Consider the following 12,031-nt stretch of genomic DNA (forward strand, 5'->3'; position numbering starts at 1 on the left):
AAGCTCAAAAGGGCGACATGCCTCTGTCCGACCAAAGGAAGTATCCACTCGACGGATACGTCCGGCCTTAGCAATCCTAGGTGTAGTTGCTTGTGCGAAACTGTCAGCTTTTCGCACAAGCAACGACTCTCAATCCGGATGCAATTTTTGGAAAGCACGGTGCTTCGATCGAAGCCGACACAGCCATCAGAGAGGCGGATTGAGGAAGGAAGGCATAGGCCTGTTTGCGTCCTCCAAAGACAGAAAAAGACGTGCCGTATCGAGTGCCTCTCGGATGGTGACGTCCATGTCGAGATAGCGATAGGTTCCGAGCCGCCCGACGAAGCTGATGTCCGTCTCGGCGTTAGCGAGAGCGACATATTCAGCCAGTTGTTCCTTCTCCTTCACCAGTCGAATAGGGTAATAAGGTATGTCATCGGATCCGCATTCGCGGGCAAATTCCCGGTAGCAGACGGAACCCTCATGCTTTTCCCAGGGAGAGAAGTGCTTGTGTTCGGTGATGCGGGTATAGGGAATGGAGAGTTCGCCGTAATTCATCACCGCGCAACCCTGATAGTCGCCATCATAGGTAAAGCGCTCGAAATCCAGTGTGCGGTATCCGAGACGGCCTTTGGCGTAATCGAAGTAGCCATCCAGCGCGCCCGAATAGAATGTGTGGTCGTAATCGTCCTTTTGCGCGCGCTCGAAACTGCTGTTCAGCCGGATCGCGATCTGCGGATGATCCAGGATACGCTCGACCATCTGCGTGTAGCCGTTTTCCGGCATGCCCTGAAATTTGTGGAAGAAGTAATCGTCGTCGTAGTTGAAACGGACCGGCAGGCGCTTGAGGATGGAGGCTGGCAGATCCTTGGGCGAGCAACCCCACTGCTTCTGGGTGTAGCCTTGGAAAAAAGCCTCGTAGAGATCGCGCCCGACAAAGCGCAGTGCCTGCTCCTCGAAGGTCTGCGGATCGGTGATGCTGGTGTCGGCCTGCTCTTCGATGAAAGCCTTGGCCTCATCCGGACGCAGGGTCTTGCCGAAGAACTGATTGATCGTGTGAAGGTTGACCGGAAGCGAAAAGACCTGGTCCCGGCTCGTCGTCTTGACCCTGTTCTTGTATGGCTTGAAGGTCTGGAAACGGTTGACGTAATCCCACACTTCCACATCGTCGGTGTGGAAGATATGCGGTCCGTAAACGTGAACCATGACGCCGGTATCGGCATCGCGCTCGGTGTGGCAATTGCCGGCAATATGATCGCGGCGGTCGAAGACCTCGACCTGGTGACCGGCCTCAGCCAGTTCACGACCAATGACCGCGCCGGAAAGACCAGCGCCGATAACTGCAATCCTGTGTGCTGACACGCGCGCCTTGCCTCTGGTTCAAGCGATATTGGATGCCTGTTTCGTCCACAAGCGGTTATCATGCTGGATGGGCGAGAACGCGTGCCATTCCTGCAACTTCTCGCGGTATCGGCAGCGGTAGGCTGCCTCGTCGACATATTCCAGATTTTCCGCAACCAGTTCGGCGCCAATCTCGTAATAAACATCAAGATTGCGCAGATCGGGAACCGGCGTTTCACCGCGTTCGGCCTCTTCCTGCATCTGCCAAAAGAGATCTTCCAGCCTGCGCGCCGTGCCGGGAATATCACGCAGAACACTCTTTTCGCGCCCGGCCTCAAGCTTTGCCCTGAGCTTTTTCAGGGTACCCGGCTTCTTCGCAAAGGCGATGGCCTTGGCGACGTAATCGTCCGGGCTGGAGCAGATGAGTTCCGAAACGCCCGTCGCCGCCACCACGCTGCTGCAGAACCGCGCCGCAAAGGATTTGCCGGGGAAAGTGAGAACGGGCAGCCCCACGGTCAGTGCGTCGGCGGCCGTTGAATGGGCGCCGTAAGGATAGGTATCCAAGAACAGATCCGCCAGGGCAATGCGAGCAAGGTGGGCGGGATTACCGGCCTTAGGCGCAAAGAAGAGCCGCTCGGGTGCGATACCCGCTGCCTGCGCCAACTCACGCAATCGCTGATCGGTCTTGTCGCCGCCGGTGAGCAGCCAAAGAATGCTTCCCGGCGTTTCGTTCAGTATTTGCATCCACTGCGCAAATGTGGCGGCGGTAATCTTCTGCATGCCGTTGAAGCAGGCAAAGACGAAGGTGTTTTCCGGCAGGCCGGCTTCCTGGCGTGAAGGACGCGGCGCGATTACCCTCTTGCGATCAAGCGGCTGATTGCATGCGATCCTCAGGACCTTTTCCGAATAATAGATTTCGCTGTCCGGCGGAACGATCACCTCGTCGGCAATCATGTAGTGGTGGAAGGGCGTTCCCATGGTACCGGGAAAGCCGCAGAAATTGACAATGACAGGCGCCGGTCGATAGGCGAAAATCTTCGTGCGCGCATGTTTGGTGTAGCCGTTGACGTCGATCAGTATATCGATCTCATCGCTTGCGATCTGGCGTGCGGCGGCTTCATCGGAGAGTGCACCGATCTCTCGCCAGCAATCCACCACGGCCTTCATTCGGATTTGCGTCGGGTCGTTAATCACCGGATCGCCACAGTAATAGGCGTAGATTTCGACGCGCGCCTTGTCGTGCAGTTCCAGCACTTCTCTCAATGCAAAACCGACGGCGTGATCGCGCAGGTCCGATGACACGTAGCCGACGCGCAGAGGTTTGTCGGTTCCTGTTTTGCGCCGAACGCTAGGGCGCGGGAAATTGCGGATGTCCGGTCGTCCCGCAAGGAATTTTGCGTACTGGCTTGCTTTGGCCAATTGGAACATCGGATCGTCGGCGTAGCAGCCAAGGGTCAAAGGCGGCATGGCGTCGATGATCTGCCGGGCGGAGACGTGAACGGACGACTGCAGGATCGGCCATTTGCATTGACGCTGGCGAAGCGCGCTCCAATGCTGGCCCGGTTCCGGCTTGTCGGGGCGAAGCTCCATCGCGGCCCAAAGGGCCTCCTCCGCTTCTTCCATCAAGCCGGCATTTTCCATGACGCGACCGATATGCTGCAACGCCATGTGCCGATAGGTGTGCCGGTCCGGTGTCGTTTCCGCCGTCTTGCCGACAAAGCTCTGCCATTGCTGGATCGCAAGAGGGGCCATACCCGCATCCTCAAAGGCCCGACCAAGATTGATATGAGCAGGACCAAACAGCGGATCGTTTTTCAACGCAGCCTGCATGGCAGTGATCGCGCCTGCGAGGTCATCCATCTGCCGCAACAAGACGGAGAAGTTGAAATAAACCATATGAGCGCCAGGATGGGCGTCGTTGAAGGCGAGCCAGGACTTATAGAGCTCGATCGCCTCCTGCGGTTTGCCTTCAGCGGTAAGGCTTTCTGCAAATTTCAGGAGATCGACAAGGGCAAGGCGCTGCGTTCTCGCAAGCTCCAGCAAGGTTGGAAGTATGGAATTCTGGACTGTGCCGCCAATCGATGCATTCATCGCATTCAAACCCTCATGCCGGCCGCGCCGCGTGGGAGCGAGCATCATGGCCGTGGTAGACTGAGGGAAAGACTAGACATTGAAGCTTGTGCGGCGCTTTACGCGTGCGGATCGTCAGGCGAAGCGATGCATCGTGCCTTCCCGAAACCAGGGTTCGGTTTTCAGGTCAAGCGCCGACGGACGCTCCCATTTCGGGCCCGTGTGTCCTGGGGTGAGATCAAAGGTCAAGATCCGGCAGGGTCGAAGCGCTGAGGACCATCGGCTCCGGCAGGTCAATCACGTCGAGCGTGAAGACCGCCATCGCCTTCGGGCATCCTGCCGGGAGGTCCGGCGCTCTTGGCTTTTCAGGCTAAAACAGATCGAAGTCGCCCGATGCCTTGTCGATCGGCTGTGAATGACCGTGACGCAAGCCGGCGCCCAGCGCCTTCTGCATCTCTGCAAGCTTGACGAGGCTGAGCGCCGTCGTCACATCCACAGCCCATTCGAGCGGGATGGATCCGGTGATGGTGTCGATGAACTCTGCCAGACCCCTTGCCTTCTGCACGGCAAGGTCGATTCCCTGCAAAAGCTTCAATCCATCGTCGGAGACCGCACCATCAGTGGCCTCCAGCAATTGCGGCTCGATGCGCTCGATCAGATAGGCAACGTCATGGAGCTCCGAGACAACCCGCATCAGGATGGTTGGCAGCGCCTCTTCAAAAATGTCGTTTCCAGCGCGCTCAGCGATAGTCATATGCAACTCCGTTGTCAAAAAAACTCGATATCGCTTGCGGCCGGCTTGGCTGCCGGAACCGGACGTGTTTCCAGCGCGACCGTTTTCTGGGTTTCGGCACCACTGAGCGGGTGCTGGCGCGCCCTGCCCGATACCGGCCAGAACTCCACCTTTCGGCCATGCTCTCCGCCCGTTGAGCTGCCGACCACCCTAATGCCTTCATCCCTCAGGAACTGCATCGCGAAGATTGCATTCTGCTCTCCTACATTGGAGAAGCTGGCGATGGTTTTTGCGCCACCAAAAACCTTTGCCTCCAGACGATCACGGCGTGCGCCCTGTTTGAGCAGACCGTTGATCAGAAGTTCCATGAGATGCACCCCGTAACGGGTCGCATCACCACCCCCCATACCCCCCGTACCCGGCAGCAGAAAATGATTCATGCCGCCGACGCCCGCAACGGGGTCTCTGAGACACGCAGCCACGCACGAGCCCAGGATGGTCGACAGGACCACGTCGGGATCATTGGCGATCTTATATTCGCCCTGAATAATATGTACGCGCTTGGCTGCGGTTTCGATCATTTCAGCGATCCAAATACGGCTTCGATAGCCGCCCTCATTTTTTCAATCGAGAATGGCTTGGCCAGCACGTTATTGGCGCCAAGCTGGGCCGCCTTCTGCACCAGAGCACGGTCTCCCTGTGCGGTCAGAATGATAAAGGCTGCCTTCTTCGTCGAAGGATTGGTGCGAACCGCCTGCAGGAATCCAAGACCGTCCATCTTCGGCATGTTGAAGTCGGAGATCACCAGATGGTGCGGCTGTTGCTCCATGATCTTCATGCCCTGCTCACCGTCACCGGCGGCAGTGATCTGCTTGAAGCCGAGCTGCGTGAGCGCGTCGCTCAGCAACAATCGGCTGGTGACCTGATCGTCAACGATCAACACTTTTATCTTTTCTGCGAGAGACATTAGTCAGAACCTTCTTTTCGGGCAGCAGTTAGTTTCAGAATTTCTTCGCCGATGGCGTTCAGCGGAAGTTGGTGTTCGACCGCGCCGAGCTCGTAGGCCACGCGCGGCATTCCATAGACCACACAGGTTTTCTCGTTCTGTCCGACAGTGCGGGCACCCGCATGACGCATCTTCAAAAGGCCTGCCGCTCCATCGCGGCCCATCCCGGTCAGAATAGCCCCAACGGCGTTGCGACCTGCAAGTTCGGCCACTGAATCGAACAGAACATCGACCGATGGCCGATGACCATTAACAGGATCTCGTTCGACAAGCCTGCAGCATGGCGCGGCGTGATTAACAACCTGCAAATGCCGGTCGCCGCCAGGCGCCAGATAGACCTTACCGGTCTGGAGGCGCGCACCATCCGTTGCCTCCTCCACCACCGGCGCGCATAAGCGGTTCAACCGCTCGGCAAAGCTCTTGGTGAACGTCGGCGGCATGTGCTGGGTGATGACCGTCGGTGGGCAATTGATCGGGAACTTCTGCAAGACGGCGATCAGCGCTTCCACGCCACCGGTCGAGGAGCCGATGGCGACGATCTTGCGCCCGACGCTGTAGTTGGTCACCGCTGTGGGCTGCGGCGCGGCAGGCTTTTCGGCAATAGCGCCGCGATATGTCCGATGCTGAGAGCGAGCCGCCGCCTTCACCTTGTCCGCGAGGTCGGGAAATGGAAGGGCATCGCCCGGCACCGGCTTGCCGACGCAATCGAACGCACCGATTTCCAGCGCAGCCAGAGAGGCGTCGGCTCCGCGATGGGTAAGCGTCGAGACCATGATGACGGGCATCGGCCGCAGGCGCATGATCTTGTCGAGAAACTCAAGCCCGTTCATCTCGGGCATCTCGATATCCAGCGTCACGACGTCCGGATTGAGCTCCTTGATCGCGGCGCGCGCTTCCATGGCGTTGCCAGCCTGACCGATGACCTCGACATCCGGGTCGGATTGGAGGACGGCGGAGATCAGGCCACGCATGGTGGGAGAGTCATCGACGACGAGAACGCGGGCGGGCATGCTCATGCTCTCCTCCCGGCGGACTTGCCGATGTATTTGTAGGTGGTGATGCCGGTATTGTCGAACTGATCCTTGGCTTCGCCGGAAACGCGTTCGGAATGACCGATATAGAGGTGACCGCCCTGCGGCAGCAGGCCGGCAAAGCGCGACCAAATCTTTACCTGAGTCGGCTCGTCGAAATAGATGACGACGTTGCGGCAGAAGATCACGTCGAAGCCGCCCTTGAACGGCCACTGCGCCATCAGGTTCAGCTCGTTGAAGGTGATCAGACGCTTGACCTTGTCGCTGATCTGGTGCTTGCGGCGTCCGCCGGCATCCACTTCCTGGAACCATTGCTTGCGCATGGCGGGCGATACGGTTTCGAGAGCGCCGTCGTCGTAAAGACCGGCCCTCGCCTGAGCGAGAATCTTGGGGTCGATATCGGTTGCCAAGATCTTGAAGTCGTAATCGGTGGCGTTCGGGAAGAGACCGAGCACGGTCAGCGCAATCGAATAGGGTTCCTGACCATCCGAACAGGCGGCGGACCAGATGCGGACTCGTCCGCCGCTCTTTGCCCGTGCGATCAGGCCTGGCAGAACCTCATCACGCAGATGATCGAAGTGATGGTTTTCACGGAAGAAGCGCGTAAAGTTGGTGGTCAGATGCGACAGCATCTCACGGCGGGCGGCTGCACCGTGCTCGGACGACACCAGCGCGCAATAATCCTTGAAGCCGGAGAGGCCAAGGTTGCGGATATGTTTGGACAGTCGCGAATAGACGAGCGAGGCCTTGGTATCGTTGAGATAGATACCCGCATCAGCATAGATCATTGCGGCGATATCGGCCAGGTCGCGACGCGTCAGGGGATATTCTCCGCTGACGAGCACCTCATCCTGTGGTCCACGCTGTTCGTTGAACTTAAGCGCTGTCATTCATCACCAACTTTTCAGCCTGTTGCCGCGAGCGACATTTCTTGTTTCAGCGACTGGCCGCGGGATGCGCCGACAACGGCATCCACGTCCAGAATGAGCGCCACGCGACCGTCGCCGAGGATGGTCGCGGCGGCGATACCGGGAACATGGGTGTAGTTTGCCTCAAGCGACTTGATGACGACTTGGCGCTGACCCTGGATGGCATCAACCATCAGAGCGCGCTGGCCGCCGCCTTCCGATTCCACCAGAAGCGCTACACCTTCGACAGGATTGGCCTGGGTGCCACGGAAGTTTAGGATGCGACCAACGTCCACCAGCGGGCAGAAAGAGTTGCGGATGGAGATGAGGCGCTGATTGGCTCCGAAGGAGTGGATGTTCTGCGCTTCCGGCTGAAGCGTTTCGACAATCGCGGTCAACGGTACGACCAACGTCTGACCGGCAACGGTGACCACCATGCCGTCAAGCACGGCCAGCGTCAGCGGCAGGCTCATCGTAAAGGTCGAGCCAAGACCCGGACGCGAGGAAATGCTGATGCGACCGCCAAGTGCCTGGATCGAACGCTTGACCACGTCCATGCCGACGCCACGGCCGGAAATGTCCGAAATCTTGTCGGCGGTGGAGAAGCCAGGCGCAAAGATCAGATTGTCGATTTCCTCATCCGTCAGATTTGCATCGGCGGAAATCAGATCGTTGTCGATCGCCTTCTGGCGAACGCGCTCGCGGTTGATACCGGCCCCATCGTCTTGCAGTTCGATCAGGATGCGGCCCGAGCGGTGCTTGGCCGTCAGCTTGACGGTGCCTTCGGGGTTCTTGCCGGCGGCTTCACGCTTTTCCGGAGTCTCGATACCGTGGTCGACGGCATTGCGGATCATGTGGGTTAACGGCTCGGCCAGTTTGTCGATGACCGTCTTGTCCACTTCGGTGTTTTCACCTTCTGTGATCAGGCGGATCTGCTTGCCGATCATATCGGCGACTTCGCGGACGATACGCGACATGCGCTGGAAGACCGGCTTAACCGGCTGCGCACGGATCGCCATAACGCTATCCTGGATTTCGCGCGTCAATTGCTGGAGTTCTTCCAGGCCCATATTGACGGCAGATGTGCCAGTCGTGTCGTTTTCGATGACGCTCTGCGACAGCATCGCCTGATTGATGACGAGCTCGCCCACAAGGTTGATCAGGCGGTCGACACGATCGAGATCGACGCGGATCGTCTGGCCGGCGCTCGCATTGTTGGCGGCAGCAGCGGCATTCGCGTTGTTCGATGCGGCAGCGGGAGACGCCGCTTCGCGCTTTTCCACGGCTGCGGCAACGGCCTGGGTAACTTCGGATGCCACCGATGCTGCGGCAACGGCCTTGGCAACCACCGGTTCATCGCTCGACGCGGACTGAACGGCGGGCTCGTCATGCACCTCTTCTTCCAGAGCAGAAAGATCGAAGGGCACCGGGATCATTGGCAGTTCTTCATCGGACGACGAGGCGTCTTCCACTACGGTAACATCAAGTTCGCAATCCCATTCCGCAAATTCGAAAACCTGGCGGATGCCTTCCTCGCCCTTTTCCGTCTTGATCGAGATGTTCCAGACGAAATAAGAGCCTTCGGGATTGATATCGTCGAGCGATGGCAGCGCGCTCATATCGCAGTTGACACTCATCTCGCCGATGCGGGCAAGGTCACGCAGCAGAAGCGCAGCTTCATTGCCCTTGGAGTAGAGGGCTTCCGAAGGCTTGAAGGTAATGTTGTAGGTCGGCGTTTCCATCAGCGGAATGGCCGCGTCCTCGAAGTCGCCGAAGGAGAAAGCGATCGGCTGGAAGCCGCTCTCATCCGTCGGCGCTGGTGCAGGCGCAGGCGGCGGCACGACGGCTGCCTTGACTGCCGGTTTGGCGGCTGCCGGCTCGGCTGCGGACGGCGTGATCGTCTCACCGTTGGCCAGAGCCTCGAGTTCCTTGACCAGACCGCGCGTGCGGCTTTCTTCGACGCTTCCGCCGTCGCGGGCAGCGTTCGTCAAGTCGGCGAGTACGTCCGCCGACTTCAGCATGACTTTCAACACATCCTGATTAGGATCGAGCTTATTGGACCGAACGCAATCGAGCGTGGTTTCGAAGACATGCGCAAAGGCGACAAGTTCATCGAGACCGAATGCGCCTGCTCCACCCTTGATGGAATGAACGGCACGAAAGACAGCATTTACGGTTTCCGGGTCGCGGTCGCCGTCATTCAGTTTAAGAAGTCCCGATTCCAGCTCTGCAAGTTGCTCCTCGCACTCCTGGAAGAAGATTTCTTTGATTTCGTTCATATCCATCGTGAATGATCCCGTATCAGGCAGTTACACGTTCAATGGCATCGATCAGCTTTACGGGGTCGAACGGCTTGACGATCCAACCGGTCGCGCCAGCCTGACGGGCTCGGTTTTTCTTCTCGGCATCGCTTTCGGTGGTCAGCACCAGGATCGGAACCGCACGATATTTTTCGTTGCGGCGTACACCCTCGATGAAACCGAAGCCATCGAGACGCGGCATGTTGATATCCGTGACGATGACGTCAGGATTGCAGCCTTCCAGAACTTCCAGACCTTCCACGCCGTCTTCGGCCTGAATGGTTTCGAAACCGGCATTGTTGAGCGTCACCAGCAACATGTTGCGGATCGTGCGGGAGTCGTCGACTGTGAGAACCTTTTTCTTCATTTCCTATATCTCCTTCGGGAGCATATGACCGATATCAACGCCGATCAGTTTAAGGGTTTTATCGAAGGCTTCAGAGGCCTTTGAAAATGTGAATTGCTTGCCATCTGCTTCCCAGGCTTTGATGCCAGCCATCAGAATCTGGACGCACTGTGCGCCCACGCGCTCGACCTCGGAGGCGTCTACCGTAACCGGCTTGCCCCGGAGCTCCTTCAGTTTGCCGTACAAGACGGATGCTTGAGTGAGGTCCAGCACAGGTGACAATTTCAGTGTCGAATGCGCTGCTGTCCTGCCTGCCATCAAATGACTCCTTGGCGTTTATATTGTTGCTGCGCATGGCCGTAATCCATGCGCTCGGGTCGCATGGCGGTCGCATTGGCGTTTCTCGGCTGTGCGACGAACTCGTCGTCGGAATAAGCCTGCCGGGCAATACGGAATTCGCGCACCGTGCGGCCTAGCTCGAGAATGACTGTGTGCAGGTCGTCCGCTTCGGCAGCCGAGGAGGAAAGGCGCTCGGCGGCGCGATTGGCGTCCATGCCGATGGCATCCAGTTCCACTGCAACATGATTGAGGTCGCCGGAATGTTCGCCAGTGCGTCGGGCGACATCACCGATCATATCGCTGATGCCTGTGACCTGCCGCACGACACCCTCTATGGCCTCCTGCGTGCGATGAACCATCCGCACGCCTTCATCGACCTGCGTCTTCGTTCCATTGACGAGATTCTTGATTTCCCTTGCCGCGTCAGCGGAACGCTGCGCCAGGGCGCGCACTTCCTGTGCAACGACGGCGAAGCCCCTGCCGCTTTCACCAGCGCGAGCCGCTTCGATACCGGCGTTCAGCGCAAGCAGATTGGTCTGGAAGGCGATCTCGTCGATCGATCCGATGATGCGACCGATCTGTTCAGCCGACTGTTCGATGTCCGACATGGCGCTGATCGCCTCACCCACAGCCATTCCGCTTTGTGTAGCCGCATTTCGGGCCTGCGAAACCGCACTCTCCGCCGCTGAAATCCGCTCGCTATTGTCGCGCACATTGTGAATGACGTCACCGAGGCGGTGCGAGGCATCGCTGAGGCGACGGAACTGCTCCGTGGAGGCGAAGGCAAGGCCGCCATTTTCGCGCGACATACGCTCAGCCACGCTATGCGCCTTTTCCACGCTCGCCCGCGTGGCGGACATGGAGCCACCAATGCGGGCCATGGCCGTATTGAAAGCGTCCGCGAGTTCGCGGTAGGCTTCGGGCACCTCGCCGCCAATGCGGGCGGTGAGATCTCCTGCGGCGAAGGCATTCAGCGCCTCGCCAAAAAGCTTAGTCACCTCTGCCTGATCATCTTCCCGCTGACGGGCAAGCTCCTGATTGTGGCGGATGCGCAATTCGTTGAAGCGTAGCGACACCGCAATTTCAGTATCGACCATCACCAGCCTGACGACCGACTTAACGGCCGCGGCCAGTTCCTGATGACGTTTGCGCGCACCTGGCAGCAGCGAGCGAGGCGGATGTTGTGCAATAAGTCCCGACAGCAGATTTTCCAGAACGACCGCGCGTCCGGCAACGCTCCAGCGAGGATCGAGACCCATGCGGCTTTCAGTGTCGGACAAAACCTTGACGCGCTCGGCATAGACCGCATCGAAGCGTGCATCGGTCAGTACCGACCAGTGCGCCGTCTGCATGTCGTGCAGCCGTTCGACCTGGTTGTCACTTTCGAAAGATGGTGAACAGTCCGGCATGGACTGGAAGCGCACCATCAGATCGCGAAGCCCAGCCTTCAGATGGGGTTCGAGCATAGTACGGTAGCGGCGCAACAGATCACACTGGTCCTGATCGAGACCAGCGAAACGCAAACGGCCACCCAGGCTACCGCCCGTGGTCCTTCGCGAATGATCTGTCGGCAGGTCCTGCCCCAAGTGACGCCCCCAAAGCTTTGCCGGCACGACCGGCAGATAACGGTTTCGAGAATGCCAGTACCCTTGAGGGATGTTCACGACATGGGACGTCTCTGACGGACGCCGCACACATGTAAGCTGAGCCTTCTGCAACCAAACGGAATACCGGATCGACCCGGTACGGCAGCGCGGCATCATGCCTGAAAGGAGAGAGTGTCTCCATTTCGCCGTGAAATACGTCACATCTTTATGGTTAATTCCTTGCCTGAAAGTTAAGAATAGTGGTTTGAGGCAACGAATATTAAAATTTGCCATTGATTTGCAGGAGCTACGCGGGAGTTACCGAGTCACGCATTGGACGCTGTCGAGTTCTCTGCCGGTTTTTTATCTTTTTTACACGTCACGCGCTGGAC

General features: G+C 58.4%; 11 protein-coding genes. All 11 read right to left on the reverse strand.

The genetic code is table 11. The features are described 5' to 3' along the window. Positions 1-186: 186 nt before the first annotated feature. Entirely contained in the window at positions 187-1,341 is a 1,155-nt protein-coding gene (glf, locus tag QZ869_RS00735) for a UDP-galactopyranose mutase (RefSeq protein ID WP_296081106.1), read from the reverse strand. 18 nt (positions 1,342-1,359) lie between these two features. Continuing rightward, positions 1,360-3,411 carry a glycosyl transferase gene (locus QZ869_RS00740; RefSeq protein WP_296102024.1) on the reverse strand — a complete coding sequence of 684 codons (2,052 nt, stop codon included), beginning with the start codon at positions 3,409-3,411 and terminating at the stop codon, positions 1,360-1,362. 349 nt (positions 3,412-3,760) lie between these two features. Next, a complete protein-coding gene (locus QZ869_RS00745; protein WP_296018184.1) occupies positions 3,761-4,144 on the reverse strand; it encodes a hypothetical protein in 384 nt (127 codons plus the stop codon). Positions 4,145-4,158: 14 nt separating this feature from the next. Continuing rightward, positions 4,159-4,704 (reverse strand): chemoreceptor glutamine deamidase CheD, encoded by a 546-nt coding sequence (cheD, locus tag QZ869_RS00750; RefSeq protein WP_296018182.1) that lies wholly within the window; start codon positions 4,702-4,704, stop codon positions 4,159-4,161. Beyond that, positions 4,701-5,090: a chemotaxis response regulator CheY2 gene (gene cheY2, locus QZ869_RS00755; protein WP_296018178.1), complete on the reverse strand. Its 390-nt coding sequence runs from the start codon at positions 5,088-5,090 to the stop codon at positions 4,701-4,703. The genes cheD and cheY2 overlap by 4 nt, the downstream gene beginning before the upstream one ends. Next, positions 5,090-6,145 carry a protein-glutamate O-methylesterase CheB gene (gene cheB, locus QZ869_RS00760; protein ID WP_296097744.1) on the reverse strand — a complete coding sequence of 352 codons (1,056 nt, stop codon included), beginning with the start codon at positions 6,143-6,145 and terminating at the stop codon, positions 5,090-5,092. The genes cheY2 and cheB overlap by 1 nt, the downstream gene beginning before the upstream one ends. After that, positions 6,142-7,050: a protein-glutamate O-methyltransferase CheR gene (gene cheR, locus QZ869_RS00765; RefSeq protein ID WP_296097746.1), complete on the reverse strand. Its 909-nt coding sequence runs from the start codon at positions 7,048-7,050 to the stop codon at positions 6,142-6,144. The genes cheB and cheR overlap by 4 nt, the downstream gene beginning before the upstream one ends. Positions 7,051-7,064: 14 nt before the next feature. After that, positions 7,065-9,353, reverse strand: a complete 2,289-nt coding sequence (locus QZ869_RS00770) for a chemotaxis protein CheA (protein WP_296097748.1) — start codon at positions 9,351-9,353, stop codon at positions 7,065-7,067. A gap of 16 nt (positions 9,354-9,369) precedes the next feature. Continuing rightward, the gene (cheY1, locus tag QZ869_RS00775) at positions 9,370-9,735 is read right to left on the reverse strand and encodes a chemotaxis response regulator CheY1 (protein WP_062425087.1); all 366 of its coding nucleotides are present in this window, start codon (positions 9,733-9,735) and stop codon (positions 9,370-9,372) included. A 3-nt stretch (positions 9,736-9,738) separates the two neighbouring features. Then, positions 9,739-10,032 (reverse strand): STAS domain-containing protein, encoded by a 294-nt coding sequence (locus QZ869_RS00780; RefSeq protein WP_296018169.1) that lies wholly within the window; start codon positions 10,030-10,032, stop codon positions 9,739-9,741. Then, a complete protein-coding gene (locus tag QZ869_RS00785; protein WP_296097749.1) occupies positions 10,032-11,717 on the reverse strand; it encodes a globin-coupled sensor protein in 1,686 nt (561 codons plus the stop codon). Before QZ869_RS00785 ends, QZ869_RS00780 begins: the two co-directional genes overlap by 1 nt. Positions 11,718-12,031: the final 314 nt, after the last annotated feature.

This window comes from uncultured Agrobacterium sp., assembly GCF_913777885.1.
Classification (GTDB): Bacteria; Pseudomonadota; Alphaproteobacteria; order Rhizobiales; family Rhizobiaceae; genus Agrobacterium.

Coding starts and splice junctions, on each gene's coding strand:
- QZ869_RS00740 (WP_296102024.1), bottom strand. CDS start 3,411: ATGAATGCATCGATTGGCGGCACAGTCCAGAATTCCATACTTCCAACC.
- QZ869_RS00745 (WP_296018184.1), bottom strand. CDS start 4,144: ATGACTATCGCTGAGCGCGCTGGAAACGACATTTTTGAAGAGGCGCTG.
- cheD (WP_296018182.1), bottom strand. CDS start 4,704: ATGATCGAAACCGCAGCCAAGCGCGTACATATTATTCAGGGCGAATAT.
- cheY2 (WP_296018178.1), bottom strand. CDS start 5,090: ATGTCTCTCGCAGAAAAGATAAAAGTGTTGATCGTTGACGATCAGGTC.
- cheB (WP_296097744.1), bottom strand. CDS start 6,145: ATGAGCATGCCCGCCCGCGTTCTCGTCGTCGATGACTCTCCCACCATG.
- cheR (WP_296097746.1), bottom strand. CDS start 7,050: ATGACAGCGCTTAAGTTCAACGAACAGCGTGGACCACAGGATGAGGTG.
- QZ869_RS00770 (WP_296097748.1), bottom strand. CDS start 9,353: ATGGATATGAACGAAATCAAAGAAATCTTCTTCCAGGAGTGCGAGGAG.
- cheY1 (WP_062425087.1), bottom strand. CDS start 9,735: ATGAAGAAAAAGGTTCTCACAGTCGACGACTCCCGCACGATCCGCAAC.
- QZ869_RS00780 (WP_296018169.1), bottom strand. CDS start 10,032: ATGGCAGGCAGGACAGCAGCGCATTCGACACTGAAATTGTCACCTGTG.